Source organism: Curtobacterium sp. NPDC087082, assembly GCF_044745045.1.
Lineage (GTDB): Bacteria > Actinomycetota > Actinomycetes > Actinomycetales > Microbacteriaceae > Curtobacterium.
The window spans coordinates 77,999-99,719 of the sequence record NZ_JBIUZN010000007.1 but is presented as its reverse complement, the minus strand read 5'-3'; the positions used below and the strand labels follow the sequence as shown (position 1 = coordinate 99,719).

Below are 21,721 nucleotides of genomic sequence, written 5' to 3'. Positions count from 1 at the left end.
AACCCCGGTGGCACCATCACACAGCGCGTGTAGCGCTGGAGGCGGGGCAGGCTCAGGCTTGCCCCGCCCACCTCAACGACAAGCCATATCCAGGAAGAAACCATGACCCTCACCGACCCGGTCCACGCCACGGGCAAGTCCATCCCGCTGATCAGTGCGGTCAGTGCCATCAACTGGAACCGCATCCAGGACGACAAGGACGTCGAGGTCTGGAACCGGCTGGTCAACAACTTCTGGCTGCCCGAGAAGGTGCCGCTGTCGAACGACGTGCAGTCGTGGAACACACTGACGCCGGCGGAGCAGCAACTCACCATGCGGGTCTTCACCGGCCTGACGCTGCTCGACACCATCCAGGGCACCGTCGGCGCGATCAGCCTGATCCCCGACGCGATCACCCCGCACGAAGAAGCCGTCTACACGAACATCGCGTTCATGGAGTCGGTCCACGCGAAGAGCTACTCGTCGATCTTCTCGACGCTGGCCTCGACGCCCGAGATCGACGACGCCTTCCGCTGGTCCACCGAGAACGTGAACCTGCAGAAGAAGGCCCAGATCGTCCTTGACTACTACACCGGTGACGACCCCCTGAAGCGCAAGGTCGCCTCGACGCTGCTCGAGTCGTTCCTGTTCTACTCCGGCTTCTACCTGCCGATGTACTGGTCCTCGCGCGCCAAGCTCACCAACACGGCTGACCTGATCCGCCTGATCATCCGCGACGAAGCCGTCCACGGGTACTACATCGGGTACAAGTTCCAGAAGGGCCTCGAGGGCGCTTCCGAAGAGCGCAAGCAGGAGATCAAGGACTACACGTTCAACCTGCTGTTCGAGCTCTACGAGAACGAGGTGCAGTACACGCAGGACCTCTACGACGGCGTCGGGCTGACCGAGGACGTCAAGAAGTTCCTGCACTACAACGCCAACAAGGCGCTGATGAACTTGGGCTACGAGCCGATGTTCCCCAAGGAGACGACGGACGTGAACCCGGCGATCCTGTCGGCGCTGTCGCCCAACGCCGACGAGAACCACGACTTCTTCTCGGGGTCCGGGTCGTCGTACGTCATCGGCAAGGCGGAGAAGACTGAGGACGAGGACTGGGACTTCTGAGTCTGGTCTGATTCGTGGGGCGCCCCGTTGGCTTCGGCTGGCGGGGCGTTCTTCGTTGACGGGCGGAGTCGCTGATGCAGCCGGATAGGGGCGCTCATCGAGATTCGTTCCGGACGAGCTATGTGAGACGTGAAGGCCGTGGATCGCGTGCCGCGGGAGGCTGTGCCCGGTAGAGGACCGGCGATCGGAACCTGTGTTGTGAATCTCGACCTGGCTACGAAGAATCTAGCGACTGTCCTCATCTTCGCCCGGCTCCCAGTACGGGTACGCGTCGGTCTCGATCAGAGCCCAATCCGTCTCTTCGTCCAGTGCGAGCAGCTCGCGCATGTCTCGGAACTCGCGAATCAGATCCGGACCGAGGTATAGGCCGCACACCCCACAGTCGAACTCCATTGGCACACCGACCGTCTCAAGGTCCCCGACGTCGCCGCCTTGCACTGTCGGGAAAGTGGTAGATCGGGTGTAAGAGATCCACCCCGAACGTTGGCACGCTGGGCAACGGCGCTGGCGTGCGAGCTCTGGAGCTCGACTCCGGGCACCCATCTCGAGTCCGCCGACGACGGCCGCGATGCTAACGGAATCTAGACCGACGGTAAGCGCTTGGAAGCGAGCGCGCGCGCTTTCCAGACGCGCTTCAAGGAGGCGTGCGACTGCGGACGCTGCCTCGTCACGGAAGTGTTGCACCGTACCCGCGTACTGGTCAGGCCAAAACTCACGGTTGGCCGGCTTTCCTAGCAGTGGATCTAACTTGTCGATGACGCGCACCATTCGCTGTAGCAGCTCCGGCGCCGATCTATCCCGGGTCAGACCAGCGTGCACAGCAGCGTTCCGGTACGGCGCAATCGCGAGAGCATCAACTTTCACATCCTGCTCGGGGAACATGCGTTGCACGAGATCGATTTTCCGCGTCATGTCTGCGGTTCGAAGCTCGCGTGGATCGATGACCCATTCCTGGTTGTGTCGCGAGAGCATCAACATGGACGGAAGGTGTTGAGGCGCAGCCAACAACACTGGGTCGACTGTCGCGATCACCGCGGTGTGCAGGTACTCGATTGCGGCGCCAACGGCGATCGCGACTTCCCGCTCCGCATCCGAATCGTCCTGCGAGTAGCGCTCTAGCGCTCGAACTGCCTCGCGCTGCGCAAGCGCACGCAGCTCCCACCCCCATCTACCAGCACCCGCATCGGCGAAGTTGCGCCGTACCGGCGGTGCCTTCAGGTCAGGCGCTTGTTCGTCGTTCGATGACGTCGGGCTCATGTCAGCACCCCCTCCCCGAGGGCACCCCGGCATCGCAGTCATCGGCAGCGGCATCGCTGAGGGCTAGCTCGATGACCTTGTCGGCGAACGTCTGGCTTTTCGACACGCGGTCATAGGGCCACTCGAGCTCCTCGGACTCGTTGTTCCACAAGCTCTGAATGGGCGAGAGTGCCCGCCAGACCAGTTCGTCTGTGACCTGTGGCGGCGTGGAGGCGAGTGCGGCCAGCTGTTTCGGGCTCCGGATCCTGTCTCCGTAAAACTGTGTCGCGATATAGGCGCTGACGTGGAAGCGCAGGTTCGACACCACGAAAGCCTCTGCCTCGCGTGCCAGCTGACGGTCCACGCCGCGCTGCAGTTGCGCGAGCCAGAGGTAGACCGCAAGCGGAACCTCTGTGGAGAAGATCCTTGCGTACTCCTCATCGCTGTTCAGCAGCGTTGTTGGGCGAGCACGTGCCGCGTCGGGACGGCCGAGAGCGATCGCCATAGTTGCCTGTCCCAGGAGCCCAATGCTGACGATCCGTTCGGATGGTTTGCCAGCGTTGCGGTAAAAGTTCTTCCTACGGTCGTAGTACCAACCCGACCCGGAGAAGTAGCTTTCGATCTGTCGATGCAGCGGCTCGGTAGCGTGCAGTGAGGTGTCCGGCACTCTGGTTTGGCTGTTGGTAGCACGAATGACCCTGTCCCGTACGTCCTCGTCCTCAGTTTCCAGGACGCGGACGAGGATAGAACGCCGATCATCGCTGTCATCCGGACCGTTCCGGTCGGAGATAGCCGTATAGAGCGAGTGTGAGGTCTGCATGCCGTTGACGATCTGAACATCAGTCAACGTGAAGCGGCGGCCGGCAATGTGCGCCTGCGAACACAGGATCGTGACACCGTTGTTGAGCCACCAGAAGTCGTCTGTTACCTCGGGCGCTAGCGACCGCTTGATCTCGCGGTTGACGGGGTTGTTGCCCTGAAAATCTCGGACGTTCCAGTCGAAGAGATGGGATCGCATCTCACCCGACTCGTCACAGATGAAGTTGAAGTAGTCCCGCAGGGACACGAACCCCACGTACGAGCTGTCCTGAGTGGAGTACTCGCGGAACCGGAGCGGGAGATCGTAGGAGGGAGCCGCGCTGGCGATCGCCCAGAGTTCGTCGCTGCCGAGGAGCTCTACACGGGCGTTCGAGCCGAACACGTCACGCTCGAGTGCCGCGGTGAGATCATCCAGCTTCGCTCGGACTGCACGCCCGGCAGTCGCCACGTCACCCCGGGTGACGTACGTAAAGTTCACGCGAATGGACGGTGCCCGGATCCCAAGCACGCCCCAAGCACGCCGGAAGAGGCGAAACTGCGCAATGAGCTCGCGAGAATAGTACCTGGCGAGCGCGTCGTCGTCTTGCTCAAGGTCGAGCAGTCGCCCCAGGGACGACGCGGCCTTATCGATCGCCGTCTCCGTGAATGACGTCTCGCGCTTCGCTTGAACGAGGACGAGCTCGAGTTCAACGCCACGCCGAATGGCGGAGGCCTTGAAGTCGTCCGCAAAGATCGCATGATCCGCGTGAAGCAGCTCTTGGTCGAGGAAGACATGCACCGTGTCTATACCGCCGTCTCCACCTCCCCCAATTCGACCTTGCGCCACCTCTTCACCCGACAGGTTGCGTGCACGCAGCACGCAATCGGCCGCGAATAGCTCAAATGCGACGTCGGGTGTCAGGGGGCGGTCTCTAGCGCGCTGGTCGTCCTCGACGAACTGATCAATCAGAGTGCGAGTGTTGCTCGGCATGACGTCAGTCTGGCCGATTCGGGCGGCAGCCGTTCGCCCACTCGAAGGACATAGCCGATCAGGACCCGAGGCGTCCAGACAGACGATCCGCTACCGGGCGCGGCTACCGCAGCTCGGATGAGTGTCCCCGCGACTGATCCTGCCGCATCGGTGCCGAGCGCGAATACCGTCCGTTTGGCACTGTGGTCCGTGAGGACTGAACATGCGGACACTCGGCTAGCGGCTGACTGGCGATCAGCGACAAAACATCCCGTCGTGGTTCCGCTGTCTCAGCTCAGCAGGTTCGTTGCCGTCTCAGGGAGACTCGGGACGAGCGGTCTTGTGAGCTTCCTGTCGGCGCCAGAGCAGCAGGAGTGCTGCACATACGCCGATGTCGACGGTGAGGGCTGAGATGGTGAACCCGGCGGCTGGGTGGAACGCTTCGATAAAGGTGCCGGCAAGAGCTGCTCCGGTCATGCTCCCCGCGCTGCTCATCGAGGCCAGAACGGTGAACACCGTGCAGGAGCTCACCGCCTACTTGCGCGACGAGGTGCCCGGGCTCTTCGGGGCCACCACCTGACCTGCAACCCCTCTAGTTCTCCTCATCCGGGAACCGTCGCAAGGCGGGGTCGAGGTGGGTGTCGAGCCGATAGAGCAGCCGTTGACTGGAGGCAAGCTCGATACCTTGCTCGTCACCTTCGAGACGAGCACGAATCCAAGCCGCTAGAGCACAGCACGTAGCGATCGTGTGGAAGACCTCGAGGTCGAAATCCTCTGACGGTGCGCTGGTCACGGCGATGGTGCCGTCCGGCTCGGTCACGAAGTAGTCGGTAACAGCTTGGTCGCTCACATGTCCGACGCGCGAGAGCACCGAGTACGCGCGCTGGAGATACCCCGTTGTGTCCATCAGCGCGAGCATGCCCTCCTTGCCGGAGAACTTGGGCGTGCCCGGCTTCCGGGTGCCGTTCTTCGTCGTAGGGAACTGCGCCTCAATGTTGGCGATGACGCGGGCCCATTCACGGTCGGCATGATCACGGTTCTGCTTCGCGTAGTCGAGCCGCGCTCGCACCATCTTGACCTGTAGACGATCGATACCGTCAGGTGTGAGATAGGCCCACTGCGCCGTCACGGCGTGCTCAATGGCACTGCGCACCATGAACCGGCCCTCCACTGCGAAACCGCGTCGATCGAGCACGAGATAGGCGTACGCAGCACGGCGCACACGCTCCAAGACGCCGCCGAGGACACGGAAGTCCCAAGCGTTCTCGTCGTGCACCCGGATTTCGTCTGCGTGGTCTCGATCGAGGACGTATCTGGTTACCCATGGCAGAACCTCGTGCCTACTCGGCAGCGGCCGAGGGGACATCGGGCCCACGGCTATTCCTGCCCTTCCGCGTCGAGACGGTCGTACACACGGCCGTCGACAGGGGTTGCAACATTCACGTTGCCGGGCCACTCGTAGTCCAGCTGGTGCGAAACGATCAGGCGTGTACCGTCACGCTTGAAGTACCGCAGATCCCCGTTGAACAGGTAGGCATCGCAAGCGTCCATACCTAGGTCTCGCACCCAGAGCCGAACATTGAATAGCCAGTGGCGCGGATCGTCGACCGCGCCCTCTTGCTGGAGCGTCTGACCAGACACCGTCCGATTCCAGTGCAGCACCACGTCCTCCCCCGGACCGAGCACCAGCGACGTCCCGCTAGGGACCCCAGCAATCTCGCCGCCAGCGGCATCGGAGACGTCAACGCGCGCTGCGACAGCAGAGACGTTGCGAATCGAGATGTCAACACGCTGTCGGAAGGGGGGAGTGATCTCCGTCGACGGGTACTCGAGCGTCCCCTTCAGTCCGTGCCATTCGAAGTCCGCCGGACCACTCGATCCCATAACTTCCAGTCGGGGATCCGGGAGGTGGGCCTCGGCCAGCACCGTCGGCATTCGATCGTCAACACGCGCCTCGATGGCGCGGCGTTCCGACCGCAGAAGCGCATCATGTTGCTCCGCCGCCGTCTCCGTCTGCTGGGCCAGAGATGCTTCCGCCACACGCACTTGAGACTGAGCTGCCTCGGCCTGTACGTGCGCTTCCATTGTTTGCTTTCGTGCCTCGTCGACCTGCTCGCGCCCGCTGCGGGCCGCCTTCGCGGCGTAGACCGCCGCAACCACAGCGACGATGAAAGTCAGGAGCCCCGTGACGGCGATCACCCAGTTGGGGTCCACGCCAGCGTTAGCGTCATGCATGCCGCAAACGCTAGAGCACTACGACCGACCATCGCTCGTGAGCGCCAAGCCTCCCGAGGAGACACCGCGGCCGGCGTTGTGACTCCGGTCGAACAGCTCTTCAGCGCGACGACACCGCTCGAATCTGATCGTTGATTCCGAAAGCGAGAGCGATCCATCCTTGGTCGGCTCTGTCACGAGTGATGCCGTACTTCCGCTCGAGGTCGATCGCGTTGGCCCACGACGCAAACATGTTGTTGATGTCAGAGCGCTCGGCGGGAGTCCACGATCCGAGAATGCTTGCATCGAGTCCCGCGTCCTCAGCGACTTCCTCGAGGTGCGCGAGCAAATCGCCACCTTCGGCCGCCTGGCGAACCTCGTCCGGCGTGGTCCGGACCCGCTGCGTCGCGAAGTCGAGAACCACGTAGTTGAGATTTGTGAGATGAGCAACTGTCGTCATGGTCATCAAGCTACCAACCTGGGACAGGGTCGAGGAACAACCACGCACGGGAGCTCGCAGTCGACTGTCTCGATAGCCGATCAGCCCGAGGCAGGCTAGGCCCTCCTTCTAGCTAGCCTGACCAGGGCGCGTCATGCGCAAGACGCTCGGATACTGTCACCGCCGGGGGAGAAGCACGTTGGCATACCTAACAGACGACTACGACGCGACACCGATCAGCGACACCGACCGAACGACGCTCTCGGTGGCCCTCTCGGCCTTGGCCGAAGCGTTTGAGGCGCTGGTCGTCCACACCCGCGAATCGTTATGGGCAGATGATTGCCGGGCCGCTCGGTGGGTGCGCGCGTATGACGAGTTGCCCTCGCCGGCGGACGCTGGAGAGGTTCACCTGCTGATCGGCCACCTTCTCACTCGATGCTTTGCCGCAGCAGACCACGCTCGCGGAGCGTCACTTATCCTTCAACGCTCTGGGACTCATGTCTCGTTAGCGACCGTCTCGCGCGGATGCATCGAAGCTCTTGCGAAAGCGTCCTACATCCTCACCGCGCAGAGTGCTACCGACGCCATCCGCAACAACCTTCGACTTGTTCGCGCCGAGATCCGCTATCTTGGCAAGTACAGCGAGATTGACATCGATGGGGAGCCTGTCGAAGTAGACCTGGTGCGCAACACCATCGATGATGCATCCAAGAGGTTTGCGGTCACCAATAGTGCGAACGTAACAGAGCTAGCCGCCGCACTGCTGAACCGAGCAGTTCAGGTCCCCATGGGACGGCACTATTACTCACACATCTCGTCGTTTGCGCATGCGGAGGTCGACTCGATCAACATCTTCCTCACGCCCGGAAACCTGCGCCGGCCGGAACTCCCAAAGGCCTACGCCGTCGAGTGGACGGGCATGTGTATTGGCACCTTGGCGCTCTTGGGCTCAAATCTGGTTGAGTTCTTTGGCCTCAACGGTCCTGTAGCTGACCCGTGGGCGCACACTGTTGCGTCCGCGATCGCCGCCCTTCGGGCTGTCCGTTAGCCGATCGATCAGCGGACGGCGGATTTGACCACCGGGTTGACCTCGCGCCCCAACCTGATTCGGGTCGCCGATGGGCTTGACTTGCTGCCATGATCGCGGTTCACGACAGAGCCACACCGAGAAGTAGCATGCGCCTCTGGTTCCTCGCTGCGGCCTCCGTCTTCGTCGGATTGACGCTTGTCGGCGGAGCACTGATCGCAACTCAAGGACAACTCGTCGGAGGTGATAGCGCACCTAGCTGTCTAGCGGAAGGTGCGGCCGCCACTGGCGCGGCAACATCTGAGGGCATCGGGTACAGCGTCACTCCGTCATACTGGCCACTCGGCACCGACTGCACGATTGCTACCCCATCCGGGCGCGACCTCACGATTCCTGAGAACGACTGGGCGATGACGGCAGTCGCCGTGACGGGCGCCGCTCTCATCACTGCCCCAGCCCTCCTCCTGCCACTCGCGTGGCGACGCACTCGCCTCCAACGCTCCATCGGTGAGTACGACTGACCGTGTCCGATAGCCGATCCCCTATCGGCGCATAGGCGACGGTGCAGCCCCGCGGTGGCACGAGCCTAGAACTGGGGCAGCGCATGATGGCACCGGTGCCCTAGGCTCCGGTGGCACACCTAGCTTCGAATCTTGGGAGTCAAATCGATGCTTGGACTCGTCTTCAGCCTCGTGACGCTCATGTTCAACCTGCTCGTGCAATTGATGGTGCTGACCATGCGTTTCGGGTTTCTGCTCGTGCGTCTCACCATCTGGGTCGTACCGGTGTTCGCTCGAATCACAGTTCTTGCAATCCGCGTTCTATGGGCCTTCTTGCCGGTTGCTCTTGCGGCTGGCGCAGCTCTGTGCACGGCCACGGCCAACGTCACCGGCCTAGTCCTCGGCCGACTGCGACGTGGTCCACGAGACATCAGATCATCATCCACACCGGGCGGAGACGCGTCCTGACGTCTTAAGCCGTCAACGACACCATCACCTGTGTGCGGCGCGGAGCGAGCTCCATTCGCTTCCCGCCCGAGTCCGGGGCACCAGACGCCAGCGTGAGGGCGTCTGCGTCTCGCCGCAACTCGAAGGCACTAGTCGCCGTCCCGTAAGTTGATCGTCCAGCGAGCGCTTCGGCGCACGTCCGTCGGGCGGCGCTGCGCCCCGTCTCGGTAGCCGATGGTCTATTGAGGCGCCGGCCTACGCTCGACTCAAGACTTCCTAGGGCACAGCGGCGGGACTCGCCGAGGAGTGCTGCGAGAAAGCGAATGTCCGCGCTGTGGCACCATCACGCCGGCGGCGTCGTGCCTGCACCCTCGGTGTCATCCGCGCCGGCAGGCCCTGTCCCGGCCTGATCGAGGTTCTCGTTCGGGTCGCCCATGTCTCCGGTTGCCGCGCCGGCTGCGGACAACCCGAAGTGCTTGCGGACTGCGTTCGCCTCGGCGAGGGACAGGGTGTGTTCGGGGCCGAGGGAGGGTGCCGCCTGGATCGCATTCTTGGTGTACCCGACGTGCAGATCCGTGCCGTCGAGGGTGGCGTCTTCGACCGGGACGAGCGTTTGGTGCCTCCCGAGCAGCCCCGTCGCGACGCTGACGTAGGCAGCACTGCCGTCCTCGTCGGAGGGGAACACCTGCGTCACCTTGCCGACCGTCGCACCGTCGCGATCACGAACGGTCGCGCTTTCCACCTGATGGATGAGGCCCTTTGAGATCATGGGCGTAGTCAACGCCGTCCGCCTGACGCTTCGCGGCGACGCGGTCAGGCGTGTGCCACGCTGCATTTGGTACGCATCAAGATCACCTCTGTCGCCAACGAGCACGTGGAGTAGCCCGCCTTGGTCCTCACGAGGACGAACGGGTCCGTCATCACCGTTCTGAACGACACGTTCCGCCCGATCGATGACCAGACCTGGCGTGCAGGCCCGCAGGAAGTCATCGATGAGTACAGCGACTCCTACCTGCAAGCCGGCGACACGGCCGAGAAGATGAGCGTCGAGTTCCGTCGTCTCGAAGACGACGGTGAGTACCGCTTCTTCGTCGTGGGCCGAGATCACGATCTCACCGAGCCAGTCACCGAGACCATCGACGTACAGGCTGCACACGAGCCGCGGCATCCGGCAGAGCTCTTCACAGCCGACCATGCAGCATCGGTGTTCGTGCACTTCGTCGAGCACCAGACCGTTCTCGAGGGCTACACGCTCCGCGTCAGCGCCGACATGTGAGGCCAGGAGCCGCCGTCGCGTTGACGCGTGTCGCCCACGTTCCTCGGGGGGCGAGGTTGTCATCAGCGATCGGGGAAGGATCGGCGGACGGCACGGTGCGCCACCGGGATCGACAGGAGTGCACCGCCGACGAGCACTCCTGCGGCCACGAGGACGGAGACCGGACTGCGGAGCGGGGCAAGACCCATGCTGATCAGGCACCAGGTCACGGTGATCGTTCCGCTGATGATGGTTGGACGCAGCGCTGCACGATGAGCGATGCGCCATGCCTCGTCGCTGGACATCGTGATCCGTGTGCGGACGCCGGTGAGATCGTTCCGAGCCAGCGATCCGCTCGCGGCTCTCCAGGTCAGCCAGGTGACGAGAATCGCGGCACCGACCTCGAGAGACAGCGTGAACACCATTGCTCCATCCATAGGTGTGAAGCTAGTGTCTTGACATGTAAACGGCAACGTTTCAGTTACTCATTGGGTGGTGGCAGCGAGGATGGGGAGTCTGCGAGATGTTCGACCTGACCACGGCCGGGAGCGTGAACCCGCTTCTGCCGACGGTGCTGGACGGCGCGATGATGAGCGTCGCCATCGTCGGATTGGTGCTTGCTCTCGCAGCTCTCGTGTCGCTGCTCGCAGCCTCGTCACCGACGGGGTGGCCCGTGCTCGCCTGGGCCGTCCTGGTCCTGTTCGTGCCCTTCGTCGGTCCGGTCTCGTGGTTCGCTGCGAGGCGCCGCGAACGGCTGCTGCGGTTCCGAGACCTCGACCACACGTCGGGGGAAGGCCCTCATGCGGACCCCACATGAGGCATCCGGGCTCTGGCGCGCGAGTCTTCGCGTGGCGGACGGCTGGAGAACTGTGCGCGAGCCCCGCGGGCCGTACGCCACCGCTTCGATGCTCGAGTGGGGGAGCATCACGAAGGGGCTCGTCGGGACGACCGCGTGGCTCACACTCGAGGTCGACCGACCGGTCGCGTACTACCTGCCAGGGGTGGCCGACGACGAGATGACCGTGGCGGACCTCGTCCGCCACACCTCGGGGCTACCGCGGCTTCCGGCGACGATGCGTGACAGCCTCTTCGGCGACCCGTACCGAAAGGGCGTCGGCGTGCCTCTGGATCTCGATACGGCAGTGCCGGGCACGCCACGAGGCCACTTCGTGTACTCGAACCTCGGCTACGCACTCCTCGGTGCCGTGCTCGAGGGGGTGCACGGCGACTGGTTCGCCGCCGTGCACCAGCACGTCCTCGAGCCGGCTGGGATCTGTTCCGCGACGCTTGTGCCTGCTCGGGCAGAACGTGTGGTGCCGACGCTCTTCGGTCAAGCGGTCAGGCCGTGGGCGCTCGGGGAGTCGTCGTTCGCGGCCGCAGGCGGCGTCTGGTCAACGTTCGAGGACCTCTGTCGCTATGCCGAATGGGCGCTCGAGCCTGGCGCTCCGCCCTCCCGCACGGTGAGCTGGCAGCGGCAAGGGGCATCGACCTGGATCAACGGCGAGGTGCGAGCGGCAGGCGCGGTCATCGCCAACGCCGCCGGAATCACCGCGGTGGTCCATGCGCTCGCGAAGGCTCCGCATGCGGCCGATGCGATCGCCACGGCGCTGATCGAGCGGGAGGTGCGAGAGAAGTGCGACGGCTGATGCGGCGGTGATCCGGTGAGCCCCCTGTCTTCCGAGCGGACCCTCATGGGCCCATCTGCTCGGCTACTGAGACGCCTCGGTGTTGCGGATCTCGTGGCTGCCCCGTTCTGAGTCGCGTCGCTGCCGAAGTCGAGTTGCCCGCAACACGCCGGTCACGATCAGGACCGTCATGACGATCCACCCGGTGATCGCGAGCGGCCCGACAAGGCGTTGGTCGAACGGCGGAAAGAGGATCGACTGGTACGTGGCGAAGCTGTTGAGCGCCGCGTGTGCGAGGACGCAGGGCAGAAGCGATCCGCTCGCAAGCCGGAGCCAGCCGATCAGCACGCCGGCACCCACGCAGCCGATGGTCATCATGATGATCCCGAGCGGGTCACGTTGCTCGTAGTTCAGGCCGAGCAGGATCGCGGGGGCGTGCCAGAGACCCCAGATCGCCCCGCTCAGGCTGAGGGCCCACCCGGTTCCGAGCGGCAGCAGTTTCGGGAGGAGCCAGCCGCGCCAACCGATTTCCTCGCCCGTCGCAGCGATCGCCGTGATCGCTATCCCGATGGGGAGGTTCACCAGTTGCAGCAGCGCAAGGAGCGCCATCGGCATCGGCGGCTGCTCGCCCGTGACTCGAATGATGAGCTCTCTCGCCACGGACCGCTCAGGATCGAGCTGCACCCACCCGAGCAGCAGGCCGAGACCCCAGCTGCCCAGAACCAGCACCGCAGCTCCGGCGATGCCGGCGCCAGCGAATCGCCAGCCCTGACGGGTGAAGAATCCTGTCAGCCCGAGCTCCGCCAGGAGCGCTTTCCCGCGATGACGCTGGAGCATGACTGCGACCAGCAGCGCTGCGAGGCCCGGTGTGAACATCATCGCCACGGTCGCGATGTAGGCACCTGGGCTTCCGACGGGATCCGCGAGATCCGCGCTCGTCTGAACCGCTGGCCAGAGCAGCACCCACGCTGCACCGTACGCCAGGCACACGAACACGCTGACCGCACCCCATCGGGTGCCCCGCGGCCTGCCTGCCGTGGTCTCTCTGTGGTCCTTTCGCGCCGTGATCTGCATCATGGTGCCTCCTTGTCGATGCGAAGTAGCCAGTACGGAACGACTGCCCATGCCGGGCCTGCCAGGAGTGACCACCACGCTGCTGGTGCCACGATCGAGGCCGCGACTCCCGCGATCATCAGCCAGCTGATCGCCACAGTGGCGATGAACCCAGCGGTTACCGCGCAGGCGATCCGACCCTTCCGTCGATCTCGCGCGAAGGCCGATCCGACCGCCGCGACAAGAAAGAGGGTCTGCACGGCAGCGAGAAGGCTCACCGTCCCCAACGGGGTCCCGTATCCGCCTGGGCTGCCGTCCGGACCGAAGGTCGTAGCGATCCGATCGGGGAGTCGGTTCCACCACGCACTCGTGACTGCGATCTCGATGAAGACGGGGACGGCCGCGGCGAGGGAGCCAAGAGACGCGCTACGCACGTGCTGCGCGCTCACCGGACCCCAGCGCCATTCACGCTAGGGCTGTGCACGGTGGCGTGGTGCCTTCTGCCGAGGCGGGACCAGAACTGGTGCGTCTGCTCATGCGGCGTGTACGGCATCGCGGCGATGCCGACGATCGCAATCATGATCAGCCCGAAGCTCCAGAGCCCCATCGTGATGATGATCGCGCCGTGCAGCACCACGCACAGGAGCAAGGCAATCGAACGACTTCGCGGGCCACACAGAATCAGCACACCGATCGCGATCTCCGCTATCACAGCACCCCACGTCACGCCCACCGTCACAGCGGGCAGCGTCGTCGCAGCTTTTAGGACAGGAGCAAGCGGTCCGCTTGCCCCGAAGAACGGGTCCCGAAGGACGTAGTACTCGGCTGTGCCGTTGACCCATTCGGGTGCAAACAGCTTGGCGATCGCGGCGTTGAAGTAGATCGCAGTGACCTGCACTCGCATGACCATGAGACCTCCGAGCGCCACTTGTCGGCGCCAGCTCGCGACGGTCCGCGGCGGACCGAGCAGCCAGCGACGTCGGTCGGCGAAACTGACGGTGACAAGGAGCAGGGTGCACACCGCGGCCGCTTGGTCGCCCCCGTCGGGGAGCGAGATCGACCCAGCGATCGAGAACGCAACCCACGCGTGAAGGATCGCCATCACGGTCGGCGCAACCCCAGCCGCAACCCCGATGAGGATCATGACCATGGCGGATGTGACGAGCGCATCGGGCAAGGATTGTCCAAGGCAGTATGTCGAAGCGTTTCGAAGCCCATCACAAACCGGTCCGGCTCCGCTTCCCACCAGAGTCTGCATCAACGCGTCGTACGGCGTTGCCACGAGGATCGTGAGCTGAGCCAGCGCGAGAATTCCCCGGAAACCGCTGAAGCGGAGCGTCTGAAGGTCGAACCCGCGGATGGTGCGCCGCAGCCGGGGCGCGCTCACCTCAGCGAAGATCAGTTGCACGACACCTCCACCCGTGCAGCCTGCAGCACCCGGAAGTTCGGGAGATCGAAGCTACGGAACTCGAACGGCGTCGCCTTCTCCTGAGCGAGGAGGAGATCTCCGCAGAGAGTCTTCCGCTTCGCCCCATTCCTCAGAGCCTGCGGTCGCTCTTCGGCTGCCTGCCGGATGCACTTCTGAGATGCAGACTTGTCCACGCACTTCTTCCAGTTCGCCACCTGCTGATGCAGCGCTGCTAGCTCAGGACCCTGCGCACGCTGCGCGCGCGAGACGCCGAACATGTTCGCTTCTTTGCCTTGCGGCAGCGAAAGTGCCGATTCGCTTGTCTGCGTGCGGTAGGCGACGTACTGCCGGCCCTTGGACGACGCAGTGAAGAACTCCCAGCGCTGTGGAGCTATCGCCAGCACAGCATCTCGGGCCGCCACGGCGACAGGTTCACGACTCGACAACGCGTGTGGAGATAACGACTGCACGATGGTGAGCGCCGTCCAACTCATCAGCACCACGACCGTCGTTGCGAACGGCCAGAGCGCTCGTTCCGAACCCATCACCGCAGGGCGAGAGTTAGCTCCGAGGCAAAGGCAGCACTCAAATCGCGGTTTCCTGACTTCGGCCACAACTTCACCTTCACGGAAACAGCCGCCCAGACCAGGACGCCGACTGCGACGACGACGAGGCACTTGCCGTCGCCGGTGATGGTGGCAGAGTCCGAGGTGGCGATGAGCTTGGTCGCGGTTTCAAATGCGTGCAGCGCATCGAGCACCCGGTACGGGTCGCCGCTCTGCAGTGGGGCGGTGATGTTGTCGTGGAACTGCGGGTAGGCATTCTGGTACTCCGTGGTTACGGCGGAGATCTGCGCAGCTGTCAGCTTCTGCTCGCCGCTCGGTACGTACTTGACAAGCTCTGGGTGCTCAGCGATGACCCGCCCCTGCCCGGTGAACAGCTCGATCACGTTCCGATCGGAGAGCGGGGCTCGCTCGGCGGCGAGGTGATGGGTCGTCGGTGTTGCTGCCTGGGCTGGCAGCGCCGGCACTGTGATTGCAGCGGAAACGGTGACCATCACGGCCGCAGCCGCGATCATAATCTTCGACATCGAAGGTTATTCCTCTCGAGGTTCTTGTCAGTTGCTCGACGGCAAAGCAGCTGCCAGTTCGGCCGCGAACTGTTCCTCGGTGAGGGCGGAGCCGGATCGGCCAGCAACCCAGACGAGGACGCCCAGCCAGAGCGTGGCCGCGACCGCGACGGCGATCAGCAGGGCGCACTTGCCGTCGCCGGTGATGGCGGCAGGCTGTGAGGTGGCGATGCGCTCGGTCGCGGTTTGGAAGGCATGCAGCGCGTCGAGGACCCGGTACGGGTCGCCGCTCTGCAGCGGGATGGTGATGTTGTCGTGGAACTGTGGGTAGGCGTTCTGGTACTCCGCGGTCACGGCGGTGATTTGCGCAGCTGTCAGCTTCTGCTCGCCGCTTGGCACGTACTTCGCTAGTTCAGGGTGTTCGGCGATGATCCGCCCCTGCCCGGTGAACAGCTCGATCACGTTTCGATCAGAAAGCGGAGCCCATTCCACTCTGACGTGTTGCGACGTTGGCGTTGCTGCCTGGGCAGGCGGCGCCGGCACCGTGATTGCAGCGGAAACGGTGACCATAGCGGCCGCAGCCGCAATCATGAACTTCGACATCGAAGCCCCCTTCTGGCGCAGCCCCTCCGCGCCGAAGACAACCTACACATACCGAAGTGTAATGCGCAACATATCGATGCAGCCCTGGCTTCGGACCAACGCAACCTGTCAGCCGGACGACAGCCGCGCCTCCAGGCCGGATCGAGAGCCGCGCCCACGGCGGACGCAACACGAACGGCGGCTCTCCTCCTTCCGGAAGAGAGCCGCCGTGGTGTCTCGAAGCGGTCAGCGCGCCGACGGGACCGCCGCGCCGACGAGCTCCGCCCGCACGATGTCCGCACCAGCGGACAGCGCACTGAGCTTCCCCAACGCCGCACCCCGCGCCAGCGGCGCCATCCCACAGTTCGAGCTGGGGATGAGCTTGTCCGCATCCACGAACTCGAGCGCCCGCCGCAGCACCTCCGCGACCTCGTCCGGGGTCTCGACGACCTCGGTCGCGACGTCGATCGCTCCGAGCATGATCTTCTTCCCCCGGATGAGCTCCACGAGGTCGAGCGGCACGTGCGAGTGGATGCACTCGAGCGACACGATGTCGATCGACGACTGCTGCAGCAGCGGGAACGACTGCTCGTACTGCCGCCACTCGGCGCCGAGCGTCTCCTTCCACTTGTTGTTCGCCTCGATGCCGTACCCGTAGCAGATGTGCACGGCGGTCTCGGCTCGGAGCCCCTCGGTGGCGCGTTCGAGGGCGGCGACGCCCCAGTCCTGCACCTCGTCGTGGAAGACGGTGAAGGCGGGCTCGTCGAACTGGATGATGTCGACGCCGGCGGCTTCGAGCTCGCGCGCTTCCTGGTTGAGGATCGTGGCGAACTCCCACGCCAGCTTCTCGCGAGACTTGTAGTGCTGGTCGGAGAGCGTGTCGATCATGGTCATCGGGCCGGGCAGCGCCCACTTGATCGGCCGGTCGGTCTGCGCGCGGAGGAACTTGGCGTCGTCGACGAACACCGGGGCGGGGCGACTCACTGCGCCGACGACCGTGGGGACGGCAGCGTCGTAGCGGTCGCGGATCCGGACGGTCTCCTTGCGCTCCTGGTCGATGCCGTCGAGGTGCTCGATGAACGTCGTGACGAAGTGCTGGCGGGTCTGCTCGCCGTCGCTGACGATGTCGATCCCGCGGTGCTCCTGCTCGTGCACGGCGGATCGGAGTGCGTCCTGCTTGCCCTCGGTCAGGGCGGCCCCGGCGAGCTGCCAGGGGGACCAGAGGCGCTCGGGCTCGGCGAGCCAGGACGGCTTCGGCAGGCTGCCGACGATCGCGGTGGGAAGGAGAGAACTCATGCGGGTGCGGGTCCAGACGGTCAGCGGGCGGGGACGGGCTCGGCAGCGAACTGCGAGAGGAGCGCGTGGTGCGGCGTCACGAGGTGCTCCTCGGTCCACCGGCCCTGGGTGATTCCGAGGCGGCTGCGCTCCTCGCGGTCGTAGGTGACCGGGGTGGGCGTGAAGTCGGTGTGGTCGAGGGTGGGGCGGTACGTGCTGCCGGCCGGGGTGTTCGCTGCGTAGATCTCCGGGCGGTAGATCTTCTGGAACGTCTCCATGGTGGCGATCGTGCCGATGAGCTGGAGGTCCGTGTAGTCCCCGGTCAGGTCGCCGCGCGTGTAGAACGCGAGCGGGGCCGACGCTCCGGCGGGCTGGAAGTACCGGACCCGCATGCCCATCCGGCCGAAGTAGTCGTCGGTGAGCGAGGAGTGCTCGTGTTCGTACTCCGCGCCGAGGACGGGGTGGACGTACCCGGTCCGGCGGTAGGTCTGGCTCGTCGAGACGCTGATGCAGACGACGGGCTCGGCGCTGAAGCCGTCGTGGAACGCCGACGACGAAAGGAACCGCTGGAAGAGCGCCCCGTGCAGCACACCGAAGTCGGACGGCAGGCCCGGCGACGACGGCAGCAGCACCGAGAAGTCGTAGTCGCGCAGGTACGACGAGAAGTTGTTGCCGAGGATGCCGTGGTGGTGCTCGCCGGTGTGCTGGTCGACGATCGTGACGTCGAGCATCTCGAGCAGCGGGAACTCGGCGTCCGATCCACCGTCGGAGAACTGCAGTGCGGCCGAGACGATGTCGAGCTGCAGGCGGTAGCGATCACCGGCAGCCGAGAGCTCGTTCGCGCGCTCGTCGATCATCGCCAGCGCAGCACGGAGGTTCTCCTGCCGGCGCTCGCCGCGCGCCAGGTTGGCGAAGTTCGTGGTCAGCCGGGAGCTGTCCGACGGGGAGTAGTCCTCGTCGAACCGGGTCCGGGTGATGCTGAAGGTGATCTCGCTCGCCATGATGCATCGATCATGGCGGGATCCCGAGGCCATCAGGTAATACCGAGACACTATGCGGCGGTATAGCCTCAGCCTATGGCCCGGGTCTCGAACGACATCACCCTGCAGCAGCTCCGGTACTTCATCGAGGTCGCGACCGAGGGCTCGATGAGCGCCGCGGCCGATCTGCTCTACGTGTCGCAGCCGACCATGTCCGCGGCGATGAAGGACCTCGAGACACGGATCGGTCGCCCGCTCTTCACCCGTTCGGCCCGAGGCGTCGTGCTCACCGTCGACGGCGTCGAGTTCCTCGGGTACGCCCGGCAGGTCGTCGAGCAGGTCTCCCTGCTCGAGCAGCGGTACGTCGGCAGGCAGGCATCGCGTCGGTTGCTCGGGGTGTCGGCGCAGCACTACTCGTTCGCCGTCGAGGCCTTCGTCCGGATGGTCGAAGCGGCGGCCGCGGACGAGTACGAGTTCTCGCTCCGCGAGACGCGCACCTGGGACATCATCGAGGACGTCCGCACCCTGCGGAGCGAGGTCGGCATCCTCTACCGCAACGACTTCAACAAGCAGGTCCTCGGGAAGCTGCTGCGGGACGCCGGTGTCGTGTTCACCCCGCTGTTCGTCGCCCAGCCGCACATCTTCGTCTCCCGGCGGAACCCGATCGCGTCGCGGGAGCGCGCGACCCTCGAGGACCTCGCCGACCTGCCCCGACTCACGTTCGACCAGGGCGCGAACAACTCCTTCTACCTCGCCGAGGAGATCCTGTCGACGATGTCGAGCAAGCGGGAGATCCGGGTGTCGGACCGGGCGACGATCTTCAACCTCATGATCGGCCTCGGCGGGTACACGATCTCGACGGGCCTCATCAGCGATGACCTCGACCCCGAGATCGTCGCCATCCCGCTCGACGTCGACGAGCGCATCGAGATCGGGTGGATCGCCCACGCCTCGGTTCCCCTCACCGTGCAGGCGCAGGCGTACCTGGACGAGTTGCGAGCGGTGGTCACGAGTTACGGCGTCGAGCCGCTCGCGCGGTGACCAGCCTGGAGGCGCGACCCGCCTCCGTCAGGCGGGTCGCGCCTCCAGGCTCCCGCGAGGCGCGGGGCGCGACGGACCGCCGTATCCTGGCTCCCGGCCCGCGTCGACTCCGCGGCGCGGAGGGAACTGCCATGAGCATGGAAGGCGCGGCCTGGAGCTCGCTCTACAAGATCTCCACCGCCAAGGACGGCAGGAACGGGTTCTCCCGCGAGTCGCTCCGGCGCATCATGACGTTCGCGACGCCGTACCGCGCCAAGCTCGTGGTCTTCATCGCGCTCTCGATCGTCGGCGCGTTCCTCGCGGTCGCGACTCCGGTGCTCGCCGGCCAGGTGGTCGACGTCATCGCCGCTCGTGGCGCGGTCGGCACGATCGTCTGGCTCGCGGTGGTCATCGCCGTCGTCGCCGTGGCCGACGCTGCCTCGTCGCTCGCGACCCGGTGGTACTCCGCCCGCATCGGTGAAGGGGTGATCCTCGACCTGCGGACGGCGGTGTTCGACCACGTGCAGAAGATGCCGATCGCCTTCTTCACCCGGACCCGGACGGGCGCGCTCGTCAGCCGCCTCAACAACGACGTGATCGGGGCGCAGCAGGCCTTCAGCGGCACGCTGTCCGGCGTGGTCACGAACCTCGTGGCGCTCGTCCTCACCCTCGCCGTGATGCTCAGCACGTCGTGGCTCGTGACGGTGATCGCGGTGCTCATGCTGCCGCTCTTCCTGGTGCCGGCTCGCCGCATGGGTGGTCGACTCGCGGCCCTGCGTCGCGAGGCCGCCGACCACAACTCGGCGATGAGCACGCAGATGACCGAGCGCTTCTCCGCTCCCGGAGCCACCCTCGTGAAGCTCTTCGGTCGGCCGGAGGAGGAGTCCGAGGAGTTCCGGGTCCGTGCGGCGCGCGTCCGGGACATCGGCGTGCGCACCGCGATGCTGCAGTTCGTCTTCGTCACTGCCCTGACGCTCGTCGCGGCCCTCGCCCTCGCGCTCGTGTACGGCCTCGGCGGGGTCCTCGCCCTCGGCGGCCAGCTGAACACGGGTGACGTGGTCACGCTCGCGCTCCTCCTCACCCGGCTGTACGTGCCGCTGACCAGCCTCGCGAACGCCCGTGTCGAGATCATGAGCGCAGTCGTCAGCTTCGAGCGGGTGTTCGAGGTCCTCGACCTCGAGCCGCTCATCCAGGAGAAGCCCGGCGCCGTGGCCGTGCCGGACGGTCCGGTCGCGGTGGAGTTCGACGACGTCCGGTTCGCCTACCCCTCGGCGGACCGGGTGTCGCTGGCCTCGCTCGAGGAGGTCTCCACGCTCGACACCCGTGGCGGGGACGAGGTGCTGCACGGCATCTCGTTCCGGATCGAGCCCGGACAGACCGTCGCGCTCGTCGGGACCTCGGGCGCGGGCAAGTCCACGATCGCGCAGCTGCTCTCGCGGCTCTACGACGTCGACCAGGGCGCCGTCCGGCTCGCCGGCGAGGACGTCCGCGACGTGACCTTCGAGTCCCTCCGGCACACGATGGGCATGGTGACGCAGGACGGGCACCTGTTCCACGAGACCATCCGCTCGAACCTGCGGCTCGCGCGGCCGGGCGCGTCCGACGACGAGGTGTGGGACGCGGTCCGCCGCGCGCGTCTCGAGTCGCTGATCCGGTCCCTGCCGGACCAGCTCGACACGATGGTGGGGGAGCGCGGCTACCGGCTGTCCGGCGGCGAGCGGCAGCGGATGACGATCGCGAGGCTCCTGCTCGCCCAGCCGCGGGTGGTCATCCTCGACGAGGCCACCGCGGCGCTCGACTCCACCTCGGAGGCTGCGGTGCAGGCCGCGCTCAGCGAGGCGCTCGAGGGACGGACGGCGATGGTGATCGCGCACCGACTCTCCACCATCCGGAGTGCGGACCAGATCCTCGTCGTCGAGGACGGCTCGATCGTGGAGCGCGGGACGCACGAGGAGCTGCTCGCGGCGGGTGGCCGGTACGAGGAACTGCACCGGACGCAGTTCGCGGTGCAGAAGGACGTCGCTCCGGACGAGGTGGGTCCGGCGAGGGCGTAGGTGCACTCGACCGCCGTGCTGCACTACGGTCGGGGCGGGGGTTCGATGCTCCCGCCGACCCCCGAGGAGCGCACCGTGTCGTCACCGACGCCGCCAGGCTGGTACCCCGACCCGTCCGGTCAACACGCCGCCCGCTGGTGGGACGGCACCCAGTGGACCGTGCAGGTCGGCCCGCCGCCCGCGCAGCTGCCCCGCCAGCGGCTCCCCGAGCACGTGCCGACGGACACCGTGTTCGTCTGGGTCCTCGCGCTGCTCCCGCTGCTCTCCCTCCCCGTCACCTTCCTCTACGAGCCGCAGGTCCGGTACGGCGTCGGTCCGGGAGGCGTCCGGACGGTGGACCCGACCTCCATCTACACCGCCGGGTACTTCCTGCTGCAGGCGTTCTCCGTGCTCCTGTACGCCGCGAACGTCGTGCTCGCGTTCTTCGACCACCGTGCCCTCGGCCGACGGAGCGTCGTCCGGCCGTTCTCGTGGCCCTGGGCGTTCCTGTCGCCGATCGTCTACGTCATCGGCCGGTACGTCGTCGTCCGCAAGGTCGCACCCGGACGGCCCATGTGGCCGCTGTGGATCAGCATCGCCGTCGTCGTCATCGGCGTGGTCGTCGGGATCGGTCGGGCCGTCGCGGTGTTCCAGCAGATGCTCCCGTAGTCGTCACCGGACGAGGA

The 21,721-nt window shown here is 65.5% G+C and carries 24 protein-coding genes; 9 read left to right on the top strand and 15 right to left on the bottom strand.

Features of this window, described 5'->3' with window-relative positions; translation table 11 throughout:
* Positions 1-102 precede the first annotated feature (102 nt).
* Positions 103-1,104 (top strand): class 1b ribonucleoside-diphosphate reductase subunit beta, encoded by a 1,002-nt coding sequence (gene nrdF / locus ACIPEP_RS17280; RefSeq protein WP_071295675.1) that lies wholly within the window; start codon positions 103-105, stop codon positions 1,102-1,104.
* A gap of 225 nt (positions 1,105-1,329) precedes the next feature.
* Here nrdF and ACIPEP_RS17275 read toward each other — a convergent pair whose 3' ends face one another.
* Both ACIPEP_RS17275 and ACIPEP_RS17270 read right to left on the bottom strand, forming a co-directional pair.
* Positions 1,330-2,361: a hypothetical protein gene (locus ACIPEP_RS17275; protein ID WP_402717933.1), complete on the bottom strand. Its 1,032-nt coding sequence runs from the start codon at positions 2,359-2,361 to the stop codon at positions 1,330-1,332.
* Between the two features lies 1 nt (position 2,362).
* Positions 2,363-4,129, bottom strand: coding sequence for an AIPR family protein (locus tag ACIPEP_RS17270; protein ID WP_402717932.1), 1,767 nt, complete (start codon positions 4,127-4,129; stop codon positions 2,363-2,365).
* Positions 4,130-4,559: 430 nt separating this feature from the next.
* Between ACIPEP_RS17270 and ACIPEP_RS17265 the strand changes: the two genes are divergently transcribed.
* Positions 4,560-4,688, top strand: coding sequence for a hypothetical protein (locus ACIPEP_RS17265; protein WP_402717931.1), 129 nt, complete (start codon positions 4,560-4,562; stop codon positions 4,686-4,688).
* A 12-nt stretch (positions 4,689-4,700) separates the two neighbouring features.
* On the opposite strand, the gene ACIPEP_RS17260 is transcribed toward ACIPEP_RS17265, so the two are convergent.
* The 3 genes from ACIPEP_RS17260 to ACIPEP_RS17250 all read right to left on the bottom strand — a co-directional run bounded on the left by ACIPEP_RS17260 (position 4,701) and on the right by ACIPEP_RS17250 (position 6,788).
* On the bottom strand, positions 4,701-5,384 hold the full coding sequence (locus ACIPEP_RS17260; protein ID WP_402717930.1) for a DUF5677 domain-containing protein: 684 nt from the start codon (positions 5,382-5,384) through the stop codon (positions 4,701-4,703).
* A 101-nt stretch (positions 5,385-5,485) separates the two neighbouring features.
* The gene (locus ACIPEP_RS17255; RefSeq protein WP_402717929.1) at positions 5,486-6,343 is read right to left on the bottom strand and encodes a hypothetical protein; all 858 of its coding nucleotides are present in this window, start codon (positions 6,341-6,343) and stop codon (positions 5,486-5,488) included.
* A 100-nt stretch (positions 6,344-6,443) separates the two neighbouring features.
* On the bottom strand, positions 6,444-6,788 hold the full coding sequence (locus ACIPEP_RS17250) for a hypothetical protein (protein WP_402717928.1): 345 nt from the start codon (positions 6,786-6,788) through the stop codon (positions 6,444-6,446).
* A 127-nt stretch (positions 6,789-6,915) separates the two neighbouring features.
* On the opposite strand from ACIPEP_RS17250, the gene ACIPEP_RS17245 reads away from it, so the two are divergent.
* On the top strand, positions 6,916-7,809 hold the full coding sequence (locus ACIPEP_RS17245) for a hypothetical protein (RefSeq protein WP_402717927.1): 894 nt from the start codon (positions 6,916-6,918) through the stop codon (positions 7,807-7,809).
* A gap of 1,269 nt (positions 7,810-9,078) precedes the next feature.
* On the opposite strand, the gene ACIPEP_RS17240 is transcribed toward ACIPEP_RS17245, so the two are convergent.
* Positions 9,079-9,504, bottom strand: a complete 426-nt coding sequence (locus ACIPEP_RS17240; protein ID WP_070417961.1) for a hypothetical protein — start codon at positions 9,502-9,504, stop codon at positions 9,079-9,081.
* A gap of 120 nt (positions 9,505-9,624) precedes the next feature.
* Here ACIPEP_RS17240 and ACIPEP_RS17235 point away from each other — a divergent pair, with 120 nt between their 5' ends.
* Positions 9,625-10,011, top strand: a complete 387-nt coding sequence (locus ACIPEP_RS17235; RefSeq protein ID WP_402717926.1) for a hypothetical protein — start codon at positions 9,625-9,627, stop codon at positions 10,009-10,011.
* Between the two features lie 62 nt (positions 10,012-10,073).
* Here the strand turns inward: ACIPEP_RS17235 and ACIPEP_RS17230 are convergent, their stop codons facing one another.
* Entirely contained in the window at positions 10,074-10,415 is a 342-nt protein-coding gene (locus tag ACIPEP_RS17230) for an SdpI family protein (protein WP_402717925.1), read from the bottom strand.
* A gap of 98 nt (positions 10,416-10,513) precedes the next feature.
* Between ACIPEP_RS17230 and ACIPEP_RS17225 the strand changes: the two genes are divergently transcribed.
* A complete protein-coding gene (locus tag ACIPEP_RS17225; protein ID WP_402717924.1) occupies positions 10,514-10,807 on the top strand; it encodes a PLDc N-terminal domain-containing protein in 294 nt (97 codons plus the stop codon).
* A 31-nt stretch (positions 10,808-10,838) separates the two neighbouring features.
* On the top strand, positions 10,839-11,636 hold the full coding sequence (locus ACIPEP_RS17220) for a serine hydrolase domain-containing protein (RefSeq protein ID WP_402717923.1): 798 nt from the start codon (positions 10,839-10,841) through the stop codon (positions 11,634-11,636).
* Between the two features lie 63 nt (positions 11,637-11,699).
* On the opposite strand, the gene ACIPEP_RS17215 is transcribed toward ACIPEP_RS17220, so the two are convergent.
* The 8 genes from ACIPEP_RS17215 to ACIPEP_RS17180 form a co-directional block, all read right to left on the bottom strand.
* On the bottom strand, positions 11,700-12,692 hold the full coding sequence (locus tag ACIPEP_RS17215; RefSeq protein ID WP_402717922.1) for a CPBP family intramembrane glutamic endopeptidase: 993 nt from the start codon (positions 12,690-12,692) through the stop codon (positions 11,700-11,702).
* Positions 12,689-13,102: a DUF1648 domain-containing protein gene (locus ACIPEP_RS17210; protein ID WP_402717957.1), complete on the bottom strand. Its 414-nt coding sequence runs from the start codon at positions 13,100-13,102 to the stop codon at positions 12,689-12,691. Before ACIPEP_RS17210 ends, ACIPEP_RS17215 begins: the two co-directional genes overlap by 4 nt.
* A gap of 11 nt (positions 13,103-13,113) precedes the next feature.
* The gene (locus ACIPEP_RS17205) at positions 13,114-14,076 is read right to left on the bottom strand and encodes a sporulation-delaying protein SdpB family protein (protein WP_402717921.1); all 963 of its coding nucleotides are present in this window, start codon (positions 14,074-14,076) and stop codon (positions 13,114-13,116) included.
* Positions 14,067-14,570 (bottom strand): SdpA family antimicrobial peptide system protein, encoded by a 504-nt coding sequence (locus ACIPEP_RS17200; RefSeq protein WP_402717956.1) that lies wholly within the window; start codon positions 14,568-14,570, stop codon positions 14,067-14,069. Before ACIPEP_RS17200 ends, ACIPEP_RS17205 begins: the two co-directional genes overlap by 10 nt.
* A gap of 50 nt (positions 14,571-14,620) precedes the next feature.
* A complete protein-coding gene (locus tag ACIPEP_RS17195; RefSeq protein WP_402717920.1) occupies positions 14,621-15,166 on the bottom strand; it encodes a hypothetical protein in 546 nt (181 codons plus the stop codon).
* A gap of 27 nt (positions 15,167-15,193) precedes the next feature.
* Positions 15,194-15,748 (bottom strand): hypothetical protein, encoded by a 555-nt coding sequence (locus tag ACIPEP_RS17190; protein WP_402717919.1) that lies wholly within the window; start codon positions 15,746-15,748, stop codon positions 15,194-15,196.
* Between the two features lie 225 nt (positions 15,749-15,973).
* Positions 15,974-17,023 carry a methionine synthase gene (locus ACIPEP_RS17185; RefSeq protein WP_402717918.1) on the bottom strand — a complete coding sequence of 350 codons (1,050 nt, stop codon included), beginning with the start codon at positions 17,021-17,023 and terminating at the stop codon, positions 15,974-15,976.
* Positions 17,024-17,043: 20 nt separating this feature from the next.
* Positions 17,044-18,003 carry a putative oxygenase MesX gene (locus ACIPEP_RS17180; RefSeq protein ID WP_402717917.1) on the bottom strand — a complete coding sequence of 320 codons (960 nt, stop codon included), beginning with the start codon at positions 18,001-18,003 and terminating at the stop codon, positions 17,044-17,046.
* A 75-nt stretch (positions 18,004-18,078) separates the two neighbouring features.
* Here ACIPEP_RS17180 and ACIPEP_RS17175 point away from each other — a divergent pair, with 75 nt between their 5' ends.
* From ACIPEP_RS17175 to ACIPEP_RS17165, 3 genes are all read left to right on the top strand, one after another.
* Positions 18,079-19,023, top strand: coding sequence for a LysR family transcriptional regulator (locus tag ACIPEP_RS17175; RefSeq protein WP_070417972.1), 945 nt, complete (start codon positions 18,079-18,081; stop codon positions 19,021-19,023).
* Between the two features lie 131 nt (positions 19,024-19,154).
* Positions 19,155-21,056 (top strand): ABC transporter ATP-binding protein, encoded by a 1,902-nt coding sequence (locus tag ACIPEP_RS17170; RefSeq protein WP_402717916.1) that lies wholly within the window; start codon positions 19,155-19,157, stop codon positions 21,054-21,056.
* 75 nt (positions 21,057-21,131) lie between these two features.
* Positions 21,132-21,704, top strand: coding sequence for a DUF2510 domain-containing protein (locus ACIPEP_RS17165; RefSeq protein ID WP_402717915.1), 573 nt, complete (start codon positions 21,132-21,134; stop codon positions 21,702-21,704).
* Positions 21,705-21,721 lie beyond the last annotated feature (17 nt).